Source organism: Shewanella sp. SP2S2-6 (genome assembly GCF_031931965.1).
Taxonomy (GTDB): domain Bacteria; phylum Pseudomonadota; class Gammaproteobacteria; order Enterobacterales; family Shewanellaceae; genus Shewanella; species Shewanella baltica.
Genome location: NZ_JAUOEQ010000024.1, coordinates 1 through 15,801 on the forward strand (window position 1 = coordinate 1; position 15,801 = coordinate 15,801).

At 45.5% G+C, this 15,801-nt stretch carries 18 protein-coding genes and 1 tRNA gene; 9 read left to right on the plus strand and 10 right to left on the minus strand.

Going from position 1 to position 15,801, the window contains the following annotated elements; translation table 11 throughout:
- Positions 1–842, plus strand: an 842-nt coding sequence (locus Q4Q57_RS15400; RefSeq protein ID WP_311891294.1) for an SMP-30/gluconolactonase/LRE family protein, incomplete at its 5' end; no start/stop codon positions are given.
- Between the two features lie 1,306 nt (positions 843–2,148).
- Here Q4Q57_RS15400 and Q4Q57_RS15405 read toward each other — a convergent pair.
- Complete coding sequence (locus Q4Q57_RS15405) at positions 2,149–2,334, minus strand: hypothetical protein (RefSeq protein WP_311891295.1); 186 nt, start codon at positions 2,332–2,334, stop codon at positions 2,149–2,151.
- Positions 2,335–2,346: 12 nt separating this feature from the next.
- The gene (locus tag Q4Q57_RS15410; RefSeq protein ID WP_311891296.1) at positions 2,347–2,553 is read right to left on the minus strand and encodes a hypothetical protein; all 207 of its coding nucleotides are present in this window, start codon (positions 2,551–2,553) and stop codon (positions 2,347–2,349) included.
- 438 nt (positions 2,554–2,991) lie between these two features.
- Between Q4Q57_RS15410 and Q4Q57_RS15415 the strand changes: the two genes are divergently transcribed.
- Both Q4Q57_RS15415 and Q4Q57_RS15420 read left to right on the plus strand, forming a co-directional pair.
- A complete protein-coding gene (locus Q4Q57_RS15415; protein ID WP_311891297.1) occupies positions 2,992–3,252 on the plus strand; it encodes a hypothetical protein in 261 nt (86 codons plus the stop codon).
- Positions 3,249–3,812: a hypothetical protein gene (locus Q4Q57_RS15420; protein WP_311891298.1), complete on the plus strand. Its 564-nt coding sequence runs from the start codon at positions 3,249–3,251 to the stop codon at positions 3,810–3,812. The genes Q4Q57_RS15415 and Q4Q57_RS15420 overlap by 4 nt, the downstream gene beginning before the upstream one ends.
- A 208-nt stretch (positions 3,813–4,020) precedes the next feature.
- Here Q4Q57_RS15420 and Q4Q57_RS15425 read toward each other — a convergent pair.
- Positions 4,021–4,111: transfer RNA gene (locus tag Q4Q57_RS15425), tRNA-Ser, on the minus strand.
- 80 nt (positions 4,112–4,191) lie between these two features.
- Entirely contained in the window at positions 4,192–5,463 is a 1,272-nt protein-coding gene (gene punC, locus Q4Q57_RS15430; RefSeq protein WP_311891299.1) for a purine nucleoside transporter PunC, read from the minus strand.
- A gap of 115 nt (positions 5,464–5,578) precedes the next feature.
- On the opposite strand from punC, the gene punR reads away from it, so the two are divergent.
- The 6 genes from punR (at position 5,579) to Q4Q57_RS15460 (ending at position 9,006) form a co-directional block, all read left to right on the plus strand.
- Positions 5,579–6,481 carry a DNA-binding transcriptional activator PunR gene (gene punR, locus Q4Q57_RS15435; protein ID WP_011846842.1) on the plus strand — a complete coding sequence of 301 codons (903 nt, stop codon included), beginning with the start codon at positions 5,579–5,581 and terminating at the stop codon, positions 6,479–6,481.
- 422 nt (positions 6,482–6,903) lie between these two features.
- Positions 6,904–7,563, plus strand: coding sequence for a Bax inhibitor-1/YccA family protein (locus tag Q4Q57_RS15440; RefSeq protein WP_006081638.1), 660 nt, complete (start codon positions 6,904–6,906; stop codon positions 7,561–7,563).
- 69 nt (positions 7,564–7,632) lie between these two features.
- A complete protein-coding gene (tusD, locus tag Q4Q57_RS15445) occupies positions 7,633–8,022 on the plus strand; it encodes a sulfurtransferase complex subunit TusD (protein ID WP_063882976.1) in 390 nt (129 codons plus the stop codon).
- Positions 8,023–8,036: 14 nt separating this feature from the next.
- Complete coding sequence (gene tusC / locus Q4Q57_RS15450; RefSeq protein WP_063882974.1) at positions 8,037–8,393, plus strand: sulfurtransferase complex subunit TusC; 357 nt, start codon at positions 8,037–8,039, stop codon at positions 8,391–8,393.
- Positions 8,393–8,674, plus strand: coding sequence for a sulfurtransferase complex subunit TusB (tusB, locus tag Q4Q57_RS15455; RefSeq protein ID WP_006081641.1), 282 nt, complete (start codon positions 8,393–8,395; stop codon positions 8,672–8,674). Before tusC ends, tusB begins: the two co-directional genes overlap by 1 nt.
- Positions 8,668–9,006: a TusE/DsrC/DsvC family sulfur relay protein gene (locus Q4Q57_RS15460; RefSeq protein WP_006081642.1), complete on the plus strand. Its 339-nt coding sequence runs from the start codon at positions 8,668–8,670 to the stop codon at positions 9,004–9,006. The genes tusB and Q4Q57_RS15460 overlap by 7 nt, the downstream gene beginning before the upstream one ends.
- A gap of 144 nt (positions 9,007–9,150) precedes the next feature.
- Here Q4Q57_RS15460 and Q4Q57_RS15465 read toward each other — a convergent pair whose 3' ends face one another.
- The 6 genes from Q4Q57_RS15465 to Q4Q57_RS15490 are packed head-to-tail and all read right to left on the minus strand — an operon-like array spanning position 9,151 to position 15,741.
- Positions 9,151–9,273, minus strand: a complete 123-nt coding sequence (locus Q4Q57_RS15465) for a hypothetical protein (RefSeq protein ID WP_006081643.1) — start codon at positions 9,271–9,273, stop codon at positions 9,151–9,153.
- A gap of 19 nt (positions 9,274–9,292) precedes the next feature.
- On the minus strand, positions 9,293–10,579 hold the full coding sequence (serS, locus tag Q4Q57_RS15470; protein ID WP_311891300.1) for a serine--tRNA ligase: 1,287 nt from the start codon (positions 10,577–10,579) through the stop codon (positions 9,293–9,295).
- Between the two features lie 18 nt (positions 10,580–10,597).
- A complete protein-coding gene (crcB, locus tag Q4Q57_RS15475; RefSeq protein WP_006081645.1) occupies positions 10,598–10,972 on the minus strand; it encodes a fluoride efflux transporter CrcB in 375 nt (124 codons plus the stop codon).
- The gene (locus Q4Q57_RS15480; RefSeq protein ID WP_071939861.1) at positions 10,965–12,296 is read right to left on the minus strand and encodes a replication-associated recombination protein A; all 1,332 of its coding nucleotides are present in this window, start codon (positions 12,294–12,296) and stop codon (positions 10,965–10,967) included. The genes crcB and Q4Q57_RS15480 overlap by 8 nt, the downstream gene beginning before the upstream one ends.
- A gap of 8 nt (positions 12,297–12,304) precedes the next feature.
- Positions 12,305–12,931, minus strand: a complete 627-nt coding sequence (lolA, locus tag Q4Q57_RS15485; RefSeq protein ID WP_011846837.1) for an outer membrane lipoprotein chaperone LolA — start codon at positions 12,929–12,931, stop codon at positions 12,305–12,307.
- 56 nt (positions 12,932–12,987) lie between these two features.
- The gene (locus Q4Q57_RS15490; RefSeq protein ID WP_311891301.1) at positions 12,988–15,741 is read right to left on the minus strand and encodes a DNA translocase FtsK 4TM domain-containing protein; all 2,754 of its coding nucleotides are present in this window, start codon (positions 15,739–15,741) and stop codon (positions 12,988–12,990) included.
- Between the last annotated feature and the right edge of the window lie 60 nt (positions 15,742–15,801).

Genomic DNA, 15,801 nt, shown 5'->3' on the forward strand with positions numbered 1-15,801 from the left:
AGGAGTGCTTTGGGATGATAAAACCCAATCCATTTGGTGGACTGATATTGAAGCTGCTGAGATATTCAATTACGACTCAAAGTCTTCGAACCATTGCCATGCCATACCGAGTAGGTTCATTTGGTCTGACGCAAAATGCAGAGCAACTGATTGTCGCGTTTGATCGTGGTATAGCTTTATACCATTTAAAAACTAGAGAAGTACAATGGCTTGCTACGCCAGAATCACACCTAACGAATAATAGATTTAACGACGGCCGAGTCGACAGGCAAGGGCGCTTCTGGGCCGGCACTATGGTCGAAAATGGCCCTTATCCAAGCAGTGATGCGGCACTTTACTGCGTAGCTCATCAAGGCCAATGCTTAAAAGTGTGCGAGAACATCAGCATTTCAAATGGACTCTGCTGGAGTCCAGATGGACTGACTATGTACCATGCCGACTCACCAACACATGAAATATTTCAATATGATTTTGAACCAAACACGGCATCAGTCAGCAATAAGCGTTCATTTGTCACAACAGAGAAAATGATTTTCCCTGATGGTTCTGGAGTCGATGCCGCTGGATATATTTGGAACGCCCAATGGGGTGGCGGCAAAGTGGTGCGTTATCGTCCCAACGGCCAAGTTGATCTTACTCTGACATTACCCGTCACCAATCCAACCAGTATTGCCATCGGTGGGCCAAACATGGACTGGCTCATCATCACCAGCGCAAAGCATTCCTTAAGTGCTGAACAATTATCAAATGAGTCCCAGGCAGGCGATGTATTTATTTATCAGTTAGTCGGCATATACGGACTGCAAAGTCATTTAGCCGAAATTTCCAAGATATTTACTTGAACGCCATCTTAGACAAGCAAATGCCAAATTGACGTTGGCAATATTGATACCAGTCAAAAAGAACGCGTTGCTACGTGAATAATAGAGGGCTTTGCCAGCCAACACTCTAAAGAATTCACGTAGCGACGCGTCACACAAGCCACTAAACTTCATTTTTCAAAACTTAAGTTGAGTAATTCCAGTTATTTAGGTGGTATTGATAACTTCAAGCAATGGATTGTTATACTTAGAACAAACCTTTACAGAGATTGATGGGAGAGGGCGGATAAGGGAGATAGTAGTAACGTAGTCATGACTCGATTTTATTTGAACTATGCAATTAAGACTTAGTCCAATTTTAGCAACTAATGAGGGAAGGCGTACCAAGATATAGCTCATCAATGTTTTATTGAGTATGAGATTTTTGGGGTCTAAAGAGTATAAAGTGGGCCATGCGCTGAGATTTACTAGCTTCGCAATTCGCAACAAGTTAGGGCAGTGTACCCTCGACATACACAGTTTTTGTTGTCCATCATGATTCAATCAGATGAATACAGTTTGTTATTATGTGCATAAGCTATTATTCAAGAAAAATACAGTTTTACGCTAATGCCGATAACGTCATTTATCGGCATTCTTGGAGACTCAGATAACACTATTAACCGTTCAATGAACTTATTATTTACTGACACATTTATACACAGGAACTCAGTTGCTCAGTTCATTTCTAAAGATTCCATGTATCAATCAGTGGATTTATAGCCGGTAAGACAAATGTATCACTTAGCCAGAGTTTAGGTCGCTTTAACATCCGCTTCGATAGAGTCATATCATATCTTCGAACTTGAAGGCATTCTGCATAAGTAAATCTGCTTTAAAGCTGTTACTGCGCGTTTTAAATGATTTCTTTCGCATATGGTTACACAAAATCTTTAAGCATTCACGTAGAGACGCGAAAATCCAATAGCTCAGTGACATCTTCGATATCAGACTTTAGATGAAAATTTCATTCTAATCGAATAAGAAACCGTCCGTAATTTTTATCTGAATATCCATTTGCTAATCCTAGCTAGTCAAACAGCAAAAAATATCAGTAGGTTAGCTTGCGGCCTAGATTCATGTTCATCATAAACGTAAATCTCAGTCTGCCGCGAAATCTCATTCTGAGTGGCCACGAACACACACACACGGGTGAAATATAATAAACATTAACCATATTTAACATAATATACATTGTGCGCAGCTTTGTGTGGAAGGGATTTGGGGGCCGATAAGTGTCGTTATCGGCATTAGCGTGTCATTTCTCCTCGGCATTCCTTGCTATGCCTTAGCGATGTCTAAATGGTTCTTCTGGCGTGACTCTTCGCAGTTCGCCTTGGCAATGTGGGCACTGGATAAATATCGAGTCAAAATCATCATACCACCAAGGCTTATTGCAGTTGTTACATTGCAGTTCGGACTTATCTTGGCGTTCAACCATACTGTAGCCGCCGTCATAAGGGATTATTTGCATGATGCTGTGTCCTTAAGTTGTTCTAGTGTGTCGTCCAATTCGCCCAGTTAATTGCAGTTGAGCGTCTTTAGGCGCTAAGCCTTTCAGTAAAAACTCGTTGATGGCCTGTATGTCGTTACGTAGCTGGATATTGTGTGGATTGGCCATCGTTCTTGGTGCCGATGTGATTAACGACGTTAAGCCAACGCGTTTCAGTTCAAGGCCGCCAAAGTTGTTCACTACGTTGGATCTTCGACTTGTAGCTTAATTTGGACAGTAAATGGTTCGCACAAGTTTTCCGTCTTTGGATGGTGTATCTGGTTTTACGGGCACTTTTAAATATTGGTCTTGTTCACTATACAGCACTGCAATGCGCCCTTACCTGCCGATTCGACCGTCGCTAAATCTATAACTCTTAATAAATGCTATAGACAACTTTCGTTGTTTCAAAATAGCGACAAATACGAAATTGGCGTTTTTGGTAGGCTTGGTATATCTGGTAATTGACATCAGACGGATGAGTGAGAATAATACGCGGCAGGTTGCAGAGAAGCCTGTCCGCAAAAGATGATATTACTCTGATAAATTAACAGCGTTGCGAATCGATTTCATATCGAACCCACAGCAATAAAATAAGTTTGGCTTAGCGGAATGCCAATAAACTTAGGAGAATTGTTTGTGAAACATGCAACAGCTAACACTTTAAAGCCCGCCAGTATCAATGTTGAACCTTCTGACATTGTGCCCTTGGCAGTCACCGAAACACCCTTCCACGGGAAATCTCACTCAAGCTCTCAGTCAACAGAGTCCTTAGGTACGCTAGCCATCCCTATTTGGTATTTTTTAGCTTATCTCGTGAGTTTATTGAGCATCAGTATTTGGCCTTTCATTCACGTGCCGCGAGCAAATCGAGTCAGTCATGGAGGTAATGCAAAATGAAGTTAGCCAATATGAAAGACTCAAGTGCCATCGCATTAAATGAAACTAAAATTCGCGCTAAAAAGCTGTTCAAAGCTTGTCATCAGGATGAGCCGTCAGCCAAGCAAAGAGTCACAACCTTAATAGCGAAGTTGGGTATCTTACACTCAGATCTCCAGTTAAAGCATTGCCAACAAGTGATTGCTCGTGAGCTAGGCTTTATCGATTTTTATCATTGCCAGCGAGTCCTGTCGGGTCAAGCCATACTCGGGGATGATTGGGGAAACTTATTCCACACTAAGCAATGCGAGACGCTACTTAATCATTGGTTTACTGGCTATTTAGCCGCGCGTGATTTTAATACGCAAGCTGAGAGTACATTGTTACTCCCCTACAAGAAGCAGTTTTTTGTGGTGGAGCGGCAGGATTACTGCAATGCGCTGAATTTGTCGATAACTTCGCAACAGGTGGATAACGCCAGCGAACCGACTATCCTGCGAGATCTGGTGAGCAGCTATGCTAATGCAGATTGGCATTCCTTTGCTCTTGCCATGGTCCAACACAAACTCCCCAAAGTGTAATGATGGCTGAGATTGTCAGTGCATCTTGAATGAGGCATCTTGAATGAGCGAATCTAGAGTTAAATGGTAAAGACTAGCAAGGTCATCAGTGCTGACGGCCTTGTTGGTGAAATAGGGTGGAGGCGCTGCGTTTCGAATCAGAAACTCAAGGCTAGAATCGCTAAAATGCAAAAAGCCGCTAATTGCTTAGCGGCTTTTTGACTTAATATGGCGGAGGAGCAGGGATTTGAACCCTGGGTGGGCTATAAACCCACGCCGGTTTTCAAGACCGGTGCATTAAACCACTCTGCCACCCCTCCGAACGAGGCGCATAATATAAGTAAGTCTGTTGACTGTAAAGCACTAACTCTCAATTATGCGCCAATTGTTGCTATTACACTCAATCCGCTGGATTTTGCTTCACATCGGACATTATGCCTACCCGTGCGGGATCTGGCTTAGTGAAATGTTTGGCAAAGTCGCCCCACTCTTGTTGACTCTTAAGTATATAGCCGGCCACCACTAAGATAGCGCAACATAGGATACCCCAGCCGATCGCTACTTCACCAAGACTTGCCCACATAGCGACTAAGCTAGATGCACCAAAGGCAATGCTGATCTGCAAGAAGTTCTGTAATCCTGCAGCCTTAGCGGCATTTTGACTAAACTGCTGTAGCGCGCTGTTAACGACTATTGGGTAAATGGCACCATTGGCCGCAGCTAAAATAGAGAAAGAAATAAGCAGTGGGAAAATCGTGCTCGCGGGATAAATCAGCGTGAACATGATGATCGAAATAACGCAGGTTGCGAAAATCGACAACAAGATATTCAGCGTTTGATGCCCGCCAATGCGTTTTATCAGCAACTTACTCGCATAACCACCGACAATAAACATAATGGTTTGCGGGATAAAGCTAAGGCCGATTTCAGTTGGCAGATAACCGTGCATCTCCATAACAATCGGCCATACGGTTAGATAAGCAAAGAAAGCACCTGAACAGGCGCCAAAGATCACGACGTTGCCTAAATAGCGGGTGTTTTTCAAAATTTGCCCATAAGATACCGCAGCATGTTCACTGTGCGTATGCTGACGCTTGCCTGGCACAAAATACAAGGTCATTAATATCAGTAGAAAAGCGATAACACACAAAGAGATAAAGATTGCACGCCAGCCTAATTCGTTCAGAATGTAAGCGCCAAGGATCGGTGCTAATGCAGGCGATAATGCAACCAGTGGCATAATGTTGCTGAAAATACCTTGGGCTTTATCGGCATCATATTGTTCAACCACAATCGCTTGCCAAATAACCCCTGCACTACAGGCGCCAATCGCTTGGAAGAAGCGCGCGGTATTGAGCATGAATATAGAATCACTGTTGGCAATAAACACGCTGGCAATGGCAAACACCACTAAACCAAAAATCAGTGCCCAACGTTTGCCGATTTTATTGACTAAGGGGCCATAAAGTAGCTGACCTAAGGCAAGACCCGCCAGGAAACAGGTCAGCGACATCGCCACCTGTGATGGGGTACTGTTAAGTGAGCCTTCAATTGCTTTGAAAGCAGGCAAATACATGTCAGTGGCAATAAAGCCGAGCATGCTCAACATGGCTAAATAGAATAGAAACATAAAGAACTTTATGTTTACAAAGGTGTTACTAGACGTTTTCATAAAATAATCGGGTCGGATTGACTAAAGCGTGCAGTCTAATGACTTGTTAAATCTATTGGAAACGTTTATTTTTGACTTGTGCTATCAATTATTTTCATCGGAATGGACGTCAGCTATGCTCTCAGAACAAGCGCTAGAACTCATTGATATTGTGGCTCGTGTAGGAAGTTTCACCGCAGCGGCGAATCGGCTGCATAAAGTGCCCTCTGCCGTGAGCTACGCGGTCAAGCAAATAGAAGAAGAACTCGGCGTCATTCTTTTCGAACGTCATCATCGCAGCGTAACCTTAACGCCTGCGGGTGAGCATTTTGTAAAGCAAGCTAGAACCTTGCTTACGCAGATGGACGAGATGAAGCGTGGCACGCAGCGCGTAGCAAACGGTTGGCAACCGACCTTGTCTATCGCGCTGGATAATATCGTCCGTGCCGATAGGATCAGCGTATTGATTGCTGACTTCTATCGTCATTTCCATGATATTGAATTGATTATTCGCATTGAGGTCTTTAACGGAGTTTGGGAAGCGCTCGCCACGGGCCGCAGTGACATTGCAATTGGTGCAACAACCGCAATTCCGGTCGGCGGCGTGTACCAATATAAAGACATGGGCGATATTGAGTGGGCTTTTTTAGTCAGCAAAAATCATCCATTGGCCAATATTGACCGTCCGCTAAGCGACGATGAGCTGCGCCCTTTCCCCTCTATTTGCCTAGAAGACACCTCTCGGGAAATTCCAAAACGTATGACTTGGCTGCTCGAAAATCAACGTCGCCTCGTTGTACCCGATTGGATCCGCGCCATTAACTGTTTCCGCGAAGGTTTAGGCGTTGGTTATATGCCAGTGCACTTAGCAAGTGTGTTTATTAAAGCGGGTGCGCTGGTTGAGAAACAGCTAGAAAATCCTAAGCAGACCAGCCCTTGCTGTCTCGCGTGGAATGCCGACAAGATGTCGCCTGCGCTCGCCTGGGTGCTGGAATATCTGGGCGATACTGAAAAATTGCATAAAGAGTGGCTGGCTTAAGCTTGGTTTAAACTCAATATGCTGATCTAGTCATTATACTTGGCATTGAAATTAGCATTGGACTTGTCTTTGAAATCGGCATTGAAATTAACATTGAACTTGAAATTTGCTGTAAGTGCACCTAAGTTCAGCAGGCCTATTTATCAAGCCAATTAAGTTTTAATCAAGCATTCATGTGCTTAGTGGATAAAGATACGGATGCAGCCATCTCAATCCTAAACGCTTAGCACTTAAGATTGATATGTGAGATGAGGCAAAATTTTTAAGATTAACAATTTGTTATTCATGGTTCTATGACTTTCACCCGTATCTCAGGTACGGTATCATGAATGCAGTTAAGTTCGTTTTAGGATTTTACGGGAACTTAGTGTGCTGTAAAAAATCAAAATGATCAGTTCGGAAATGTGTCAACGGAGATCAACATGACCCAAGAAACCTTATATTCGACAAGTGCGTCAACACTGGAAGTGAACAAACTTCTTAAAAACACTTATATGCTGTTGTCTATGACATTGGCCTTCTCTGCCCTGTGCGCTGGCTTGGCAATGGCATTAAATATCAGTCCATTACTCTCCATTGGCTTATCCATTGGTGGCCTAGTGCTATTGTTTGTAACCTTACGTAAAGCCGAATCTGCAGCGGGTATCTTCTGGGTATTTGCCTTTACTGGTATGGAAGGCGCGTCACTGGGCTACATGTTAAATCACTATGCAGGCATGGCAAACGGTCCACAGCTGATCATGCAAGCACTGGGGTTAACGTCAGTGATTTTCGTTGCCTTATCAGCCTATGCGGTGACCACGAAGAAAGATTTCTCTTTCCTACGTGGGTTCTTGTTCGCTGGCTTGATTGTGGTGATTGCCGCTGCCGTAATTAACATCTTTATGGGTAACAGCATTGCCTTTATGGCGATTAACGCCGGTATTGCATTATTGATGACAGGTTTTATCCTGTTTGATACTAGCCGTATTGTGAACGGTGGCGAGACGAACTACATTCGCGCAACTATCTCATTATACTTAGATTTCTTAAACCTCTTCATCGCGCTGTTGCACCTAATGGGCATAGGCAACGATGACTAATCCTAGTTAGCGATTTTTAGCTTAACTTGCGTTAGAATGGCCCTACTTTTAGGGCCATTTTTATTTTAAATGAGCAAATTTATTATCCAAGTGAACGGGCCCGCTTATGGCACGTCGGCGAGTGTTAGCGCCTTACGCTTTTCCCAAGCTGCACTTTTGGCTGGGCATCAGATTATCTGTGTGTTTTTTTATCAAGACGGCGTGTATAACTCCACAGATTTAAGCTTACCCGCCTCCGATGAAAACGATGTGATCAGTGACTGGAAACAGCTCGCGCAATCCCATCAGCTCCCGTTAGTCAATTGCGTTTCAGCAGCGCTGCGCCGTGGGATTGTGAGCAAGCAAGATGCCAGCGAGAATGGCCTAAGCCACTGGAATGTGGGCGAGTCATTTATCATGGGCGGTTTAGGCGAGCTTGTCACCGGCATTGAATCGGCCGATCGTTTGATCAGTTTTTAACTCTTAGGGTGACTATGAAAAAATTGTGTATCCTATTTCGCTGTTCGCCACACGGTACTGTTCGTGGCCGCGAAGGTTTAGATCTCGCCCTGCTGAGCGCCAGCTTTGAGCAAGAAGTGAGTTTAGTGTTTGTCGATGAAGGTGTGCTGCATTTGATTAAAGATCAACAGCCTGAGCTTATCGGCGCTAAAGATTACATCTCTACCTTTAAAGCACTGCCGCTGTACGATATCGAGTCGGTATTTGTCTGTAAGCAATCCTTAGCCGACTACGGCTTAAGCCATGGCTTACTGTCAGTTCCTGTTACTGTGGTCAACGATGAGGCCATCGCTGCCCATTTAAAACAGGTGGATGAGGTCTTAGTATTCTGATGATTTTACATCATATTCAAACATCTCCCAGCCGAGATAGTGCGTTGAAACTCTGCTTACGTTACGCCTGCAAGGAAGATGCGATTCTACTATCGAGCGATGGCGTGAACGCGTTACTGCTGCGTCAATGGGCAATGGCATTATCGCCCTTCAAGCTCATGGTCTTAAAAGACGATGTCGTCGCTCGAGGCCTATCTGAGCGTTTAAAGAACGTGACGCTTATCGATTACAATGAGTTTGTGGCTCAATCATTACTCCATGACAAGGTGATAACGTGGTAAATCCATTGCAATTTAATGGCGCAGAAATCGCCCGTGACCATCAAGGTTATTTAAAAGATCTCAACGATTGGCAACCGGATATGGCTTTACTATTGGCGGCAGAAGAGCAAATCGTGCTTACGCCCGCCCATTGGGAAGTGATTAATTTTGTTCGCGATTTTTATCTTGAATACAAAACGAGCCCTGCTATTCGCGTATTGGTCAAAGCTATTGGCCAAGCTTTAGGGCCAGACAAAGGCAATTCAAAGTACTTATATACCTTGTTCCCTATTGGCCCAGCAAAACAAGCTACCAAAATTGCGGGCCTGCCAAAGCCAGCTAAATGCATTTAATGGTATTGGGTTAAGTCATCACACTTAACTCGATATCGAACATAAGCGTCAAATGTGAGCATTGAACATCAATGTGGCACAAAAAGAAAGGCATGTTCCCTTGGGAAACATGCCTTTCTTTTTACTTGAACAAAGTTAATAGGGTTATTTGACGTTTTCTAACACAACCCAGACGGCTTTGCCTATGGTCGCCAACATCACAGCAAAAAATACAGCAATGACAGCGGTATAGGAAAGCCAACGGAGATAGCGCTGGCCTTTATCCATAGTATTATTTTGCGTTCCATTAGCCTATTTGAGTTAAGCCGCCCATGTAGGGACGCAGCACTTCTGGGATTGTGATACTGCCATCGGCATTTTGATAGTTTTCTAAAATAGCGACTAAGGTACGACCGACAGCTAAACCTGAACCGTTTAAGGTATGCAGTAACGCGGGCTTATTGTCTGCTTTCACGCGGTAACGTGCTTGCATACGACGGGCTTGGAAATCCTTCATGTTTGAACAAGAAGAAATCTCACGATAAGTGTTTTGTGCAGGTAACCAGACTTCGATGTCGTAGGTTTTGCTTGAGCCAAAGCCCATATCACCAGTACATAAAATCACAGTACGGTATGGCAGACCTAAACGTTGCAATACAGTTTCAGCGTGACCTGTTAGCGCTTCGAGCGCCGCCATTGAATCTTCCGGCTTAACGATTTGCACCATTTCTACTTTATCGAATTGATGCTGACGGATCAGACCACGGGTATCTTTGCCGTAGGAACCCGCTTCGCTGCGGAAACATGCGGTATGCGCGGTTAATTTAATCGGCAGCTCGTCTTCATCAACAATGCTATCGCGCACTAAGTTGGTTAATGGCACTTCGGCCGTTGGGATCAAGCTTAAGCCTTGGCCTTCTTCGGTGGCAGGCTTTGTGTGGAACAAGTCTTCACCAAACTTAGGCAGTTGACCTGTGCCCAGTAAGCTTGCCTCGTTAACCAGTAACGGCACATAGGCTTCGGTATAACCGTGCTCTGTGGTGTGCAAGTCCAGCATGAACTGACCAATGGCGCGGTTTAAGCGGGCAACTTGGCCTTTCATCACGATAAAACGTGAGCCAGTGATTTTCACTGCATTTTTAAAATCTAAACCGTTTAGGCTTTCGCCTAAATCGATATGATCTTTAATTGGGAAATCAAACGTGCGTGGCGTGCCCCAGCGGCGAACTTCAACGTTCTCCGTTTCATCGGCACCGATTGGCGCTGATTCGTCTGGTAGGTTGGGCATCGACATGGCAATGGCATTGACTTCTTCAAGCACGGCCGCCAGTTCAATCTTTCTGGCATCCAGCTGTGAACCTAAATCGCCCACTTGCGCCATGATCGCTTCAACATCTTCACCACGGGCTTTAGCTTGGCCAATGGATTTGGAGATGGCATTACGCGACGCTTGTAATTCTTCGGTAGCCACTTGCAGTGACTTACGCTTTTCTTCTAATTGAGTGAGGTGAGCTATGTCTAAAATAAAGCCACGGGTGGCCAGTCGCTCAGCGGTAACTTCTAATTCGTTGCGCAAAAATTTAGGATCTAACATGTGATATATTCTTAATAGTTAAATGCGAGAAAAAACCAGTTGCTGACCTAAGTACACCATGAATAAACATAGACTTAGATTCAACACCACATTCAAAGTCGCCTTCAGCCAATCCCCTTCTTGCAGCAGCAATAAGGTTTCATTAGAGAAAGTCGAAAACGTTGTCAAAGCGCCCAACAGGCCGATACCGATCAGCGCTTTGAGTTCTGGGCTGATATGACTCATTTGCCCCAGTGCGTAAATTACGCCCATTAAAAATGAACCGAGGACATTAACCAACAGTGTACCAAAAGGAAAACTGCTGCCAAATACTTGGATCATGAATATTGAAATAAGATAGCGAAAAACAGCCCCAATTGAACCACCTAGCGCCACAAGTAAGAGATTATTCATATCTTTTGTGCTCGCTGGCTTGATCTAACTGGGCTAATTGCGCCAACTTATCTTTGATTCGCTTCTCGAACCCTCGCTCAGTCGGAAAATAAAACTGCGCTGTTTGCAGGGATTCGGGGAAATAATTTTCACCACTGGCATAGGCATTGGCTTCATCGTGGGCATATCGATACCCTGCTCCCATGCCAATGTCTTTCATTAACTGAGTCGGTGCATTGCGTAAATGGTGCGGCACTTCGACTTGCCCAGTATCGCGAGCTAACTCACGCGCGGCCTTAAATGCGGTATAGACAGCGTTACTCTTAGGCGCGCTGGCAAGATAAACAATGGCTTGCGCTATTGCTCGCTCACCTTCGGCTGGGCCGACACGGTGAAAACAATCCCAAGCATTAAGCGCGATGGTCATCGCCGCAGGATCGGCATTGCCGACATCTTCAGAGGCAATCGCCAGTAAGCGTCTTGCGACATACAGCGGATCGCCGCCGCCTTCTAATATTCGACAAAACCAATACAGCGCCGCATCGGGTGCTGAGCCGCGAATTGATTTGTGGACGGCTGAGATTAAATCGTAAAACTGATCGCCGTTCTTATCGAATCCGGCAACTTGGTGCCCCGCCACTTGGATCAACATCTCAGTGGTAAAGGTGCCGCCATCGGCGAGCATATCGCTCATCAACTCAATAAGATTTAACGCTTTACGGGCATCACCATCACAAAGTTGCGCCAGTGTGGTGAGCACATCGGTTGGCATCACAAATTGGCGTTGGCCTAAGCCGCGCTCGGTATCGCTTAAGGCTTGAGTCACTATATGGGCAATCTCATCATGGCTTAAGCGCTTGATAAGATAAACCCGTGCCCGCGAGAGCAAGGCATTGTTGATTTCAAAGGATGGGTTTTCAGTGGTCGCACCGATAAAAATCACAGTGCCATCTTCAATAAATGGCAGAAAGGCATCCTGCTGGCTTTTATTGAATCGGTGGACTTCATCGACAAACAATAACGTGCGTTGACCACGGGATTCAGCCACGGCTTTCGCTTGCTCAATCGCCGCGCGAATATCTTTGACGCCAGAGGTGACCGCAGAGATGCGTTCAACGTGGGCATTTGAATAATGTGCTATTAATTCGGCTAAGGTCGTTTTACCTGTGCCCGGCGGCCCCCACAACATCATGGAATGGGCGCGTCCCGCTTCCAATGCTTTGCGTAGCGGCTGGCCTTCACCCAGTAAATGGGCTTGACCTATGTACTCGGCGATCGTTCTTGGCCGCATACGTGCGGCCAAGGGACGAAAGTCGGGGGCGAAATTAAAGGATAAACTGCTCACGCTATCGCCTAGTGCGCTGTTTTACGACGTTGATCATCAACATCGACATTGTCAGGCAGCACAAAGCTGAACAGCGCTTTGTCTTTATCAGTAATCGCTTGCTGATTGCTCAAATCAAATTGGCTCAAGTTACCTTTGTCATCGGCAACATTAAAGTTGGCTAACTGGGCATTTTTGAAACACACCTTGACGGACAATATGCCCGAATCAATCGCTTTAGGTTTGATCTCATAGCAGTCTTGTTGCTTGGTCACGGAATACTGTGACCAAGTGGCATCGTCGCGGTGGACTAACAAGGCAATAGGCGAAGCATTAATGGCCTCGGCAAAATCCATGATGACCACTTCTTCGGCGAAGGGATTGTAAATCCATAAATCTTTACCATCGGCGACAATTTGCGATTCATCGGGCTGAGTTAAATGCCAATAAAACTGATTTGGATAGGCCAATGCAAAGATACCAGAACCCGTCTGAATGACCTTTTTATTCACGTCAGTCACGGTTTGTTTGAAATCGGCTTTTAGTGAAGCAGTACCAATTAACTTGTCTCTTAACTGCTGCGCATCATCGGCAAACACAGCCGCGCTAAATAGTAAAGGTGAAGCTAACAACACAGCGCATAATCGTTTTTTCATTTTATTCCTTACCCTGTCAAACCCTTGGGTGTATCAAAGCCACGCCTCAGCGCGGCTTAATAATGTTTTGGTGCCGGCGGCGCTAAGACCTCACGGTTACCGTTGTGGCCTTGAGCCGAAACGATACCTTGGGCTTCCATCTGTTCGATAATGCGCGCTGCACGGTTATAACCGATCTTAAATTTACGCTGTACGCTTGAAATCGAGCCGCGACGAGTTTCGGTCACAAAGGCGACGGCTTCATCGTAGAGTGGATCATATTCTTCATCGGTTTCTGCGGTTTCACCCGGTAGTAAGACTTGCTCACCATCGCTGGCACCATTAAGAATTTCATCGATATATTGCGGTTTACCACGGGCGCACCAATCGGCAACAACGCGGTGAACTTCATGATCGTCAACAAAGGCGCCATGGACACGGTTTGGCACCGCAGTACCCGGTGGTAGGAATAACATATCCCCCATCCCGAGTAAGGTTTCAGCGCCCTGTTGATCTAAAATGGTGCGCGAATCGATACGCGATGACACTTGGAACGCCATACGTGTCGGAATGTTGGCTTTAATCAAGCCGGTAATCACATCCACTGACGGTCTTTGGGTTGCCAGGATCAAATGTATGCCTGCGGCACGGGCCTTTTGCGCGATACGGGCAATTAACTCTTCAACTTTCTTACCGACAATCATCATCATGTCAGCAAATTCGTCGACCACGACAACAATCGATGGCAGCTTATCTAATGCAGGCGCTTCAGGCTCCATGCTGTCGGATGACTTCCACATAGGATCTAAAATCACTTCGCCATTAGCTTTCGCTTCGGCAATTTTGGCGTTATAGCCCTTGATGTTACGCACGCCCATCATAGACATTAGCTTGTAGCGACGTTCCATCTCGCCCACACACCAACGCAGTGCATTGGCGGCTTCTTTCATATCGGTGACGACTTCACAGAGCAAATGCGGGATGCCTTCATAGACAGACAATTCCAACATCTTGGGATCGATCATGATAAAGCGCACATCTTCTGGGCCAGACTTATACAGTAAGCTGGTGATCATCACGTTTACGCCCACAGACTTACCAGAACCTGTGGTACCCGCAACTAATAAATGCGGCATTTTACCCAGGTCAACCACGACTGGGTCGCCGGCAATATCTTGACCTAACACCATAGTTAAGTTGGATTTACTGTCGGTAAAGGCGGCGCAATCTAACACATCGCGCATAAACACGGTTTCACGGAATTTATTCGGCAGTTCGAGTCCGACATAAGCCTTGCCTGGGATAACTTCAACCACGCGCACACTTTCAGCCAGCAGTGAACGGGCTAAATCCTTCGACAGATTAGAGATTTTTGACGCTTTAACGCCAGGCGCTAATTCTAATTCGAAGCGCGTGATCACAGGCCCTGGATATACCCCCACCACATTGGCGATAATGTTGAAATCGGCTAACTTCACTTCAACGAGACGAGCGACTTGATCTAACTCTTCTGGGCTGATCGGGTTTTTCTTACGATCTGGCACATCAAGCAAATTGATACTGGGTAACGGGTCCATTGGTTTTTTTGGCGCGGATTTATCTTCTTGTCCCGGTAACACCACAATGCCATCCACAATCTTCGCTTTTTGATCTTGCTTCTTACGCTGGGCTTGATTCACGGCGCCCGTTGAGGCTTTTGTATCAAAATCAATGACGTCATCATCGGTAAAACCTAAGCTTTCATCGTCATCTTCCGCCAAGGTTTGGCTGTTAAACACAGGCTCATTGTCGTCGTGATCGAATGAATGCGAATTGAAATCGGCTCTTTCTTGCTCATCATTTCTTGCATTTTGAGGTTCAGCTAACCAAGGTGGCGCTTCAAAATTGCCATGGGCGGCAAAATCATCATGATCGATTTGAGGTTCAACCCTTTGTGCATTTTTGCTTTTACTGCCATTCAAACTCAAAATTTTTGCGAGTGCCGATAGCTTGGTTTTTTGCGGCGCAGCTTCTTCAGTATTAATACTTTCGGTAATAAACCCTTCATCTGCGGCAGTAGACAAGGTTGGGGTTATTTCGGCTCTGCGACCAATATGACGTTCACGCACCTTTGGCGTTGCAACGACTGGCGGCTTCTCAAGCACGTATTGTGATTCACGGCGCTGTTTAAATTTATCGACCACAGACATAAAACCACGGGTATCTTCGGTTTCACGCTCACGCTTCATCGCTTGCGGTAATAATTTAAGTTTCTTATAAATCCAAATAGAGACTAAGCCGATTTTCTCGACCACGGTCAGCCAGCTGATCCCCGTCAACAGGGTAAAGCCAGAACCTAAGAAGCACAGCAGCAATAAGGTGGTGCCGAGTTTATTAAAATACGGCAGCATGGCTTGGCCGATCACATCGCCCGCCACTCCGCCTGCCGAAAACTCGTAGATGTTGTTAGCGTTCATACTCGCCAACGCAGAAAACCCAAGGATGATCAGCAAAAAACCAATCAATCTCAGGGCCACTGAAAAGTAATCAACTTCGAGCAAATGATGGGCGCGTTTGAACAGCAGCCAGCCGGTCGACGCGACAATGATTGGCATGATGTAAGCCGTGACGCCGAAGAAATATAACAGAATATCGGCTATCCAAGCCCCTACTGCTCCGGTCCAGTTTTTAATATCGCCTTGAAAATGCGACTGACTCCAACCAGGATCAGACGGACTAAAACTCGTCAATGCGAGTAAAATATAAGTGGCGAGGACACAACAAATGATGAGTCCGCCTTCCAGCAGACGTTGCAGGCCAGTGAGCGTGCGTACACTATTTCCTTGAGACAAACGACGTAATCCATAAAAAGTGAAAACAGGTGACCTAACGATACCAGAATCCCACTAAAT

Excerpts from the sequence above, each read along its gene's own strand:
- lolA (WP_011846837.1), bottom strand. The coding sequence starts at position 12,931 with ATGAAAAAACGATTATGCGCTGTGTTGTTAGCTTCACCTTTACTATTT.
- tusB (WP_006081641.1), top strand. The coding sequence starts at position 8,393 with ATGATTTTACATCATATTCAAACATCTCCCAGCCGAGATAGTGCGTTG.
- crcB (WP_006081645.1), bottom strand. The coding sequence starts at position 10,972 with ATGAATAATCTCTTACTTGTGGCGCTAGGTGGTTCAATTGGGGCTGTT.
- Q4Q57_RS15440 (WP_006081638.1), top strand. The coding sequence starts at position 6,904 with ATGACCCAAGAAACCTTATATTCGACAAGTGCGTCAACACTGGAAGTG.
- tusC (WP_063882974.1), top strand. The coding sequence starts at position 8,037 with ATGAAAAAATTGTGTATCCTATTTCGCTGTTCGCCACACGGTACTGTT.
- Q4Q57_RS15405 (WP_311891295.1), bottom strand. The coding sequence starts at position 2,334 with ATGCAAATAATCCCTTATGACGGCGGCTACAGTATGGTTGAACGCCAA.
- tusD (WP_063882976.1), top strand. The coding sequence starts at position 7,633 with ATGAGCAAATTTATTATCCAAGTGAACGGGCCCGCTTATGGCACGTCG.
- punR (WP_011846842.1), top strand. The coding sequence starts at position 5,579 with ATGCTCTCAGAACAAGCGCTAGAACTCATTGATATTGTGGCTCGTGTA.
- serS (WP_311891300.1), bottom strand. The coding sequence starts at position 10,579 with ATGTTAGATCCTAAATTTTTGCGCAACGAATTAGAAGTTACCGCTGAG.
- Q4Q57_RS15465 (WP_006081643.1), bottom strand. The coding sequence starts at position 9,273 with ATGGATAAAGGCCAGCGCTATCTCCGTTGGCTTTCCTATACCGCTGTC.
- Q4Q57_RS15420 (WP_311891298.1), top strand. The coding sequence starts at position 3,249 with ATGAAGTTAGCCAATATGAAAGACTCAAGTGCCATCGCATTAAATGAA.
- punC (WP_311891299.1), bottom strand. The coding sequence starts at position 5,463 with ATGAAAACGTCTAGTAACACCTTTGTAAACATAAAGTTCTTTATGTTT.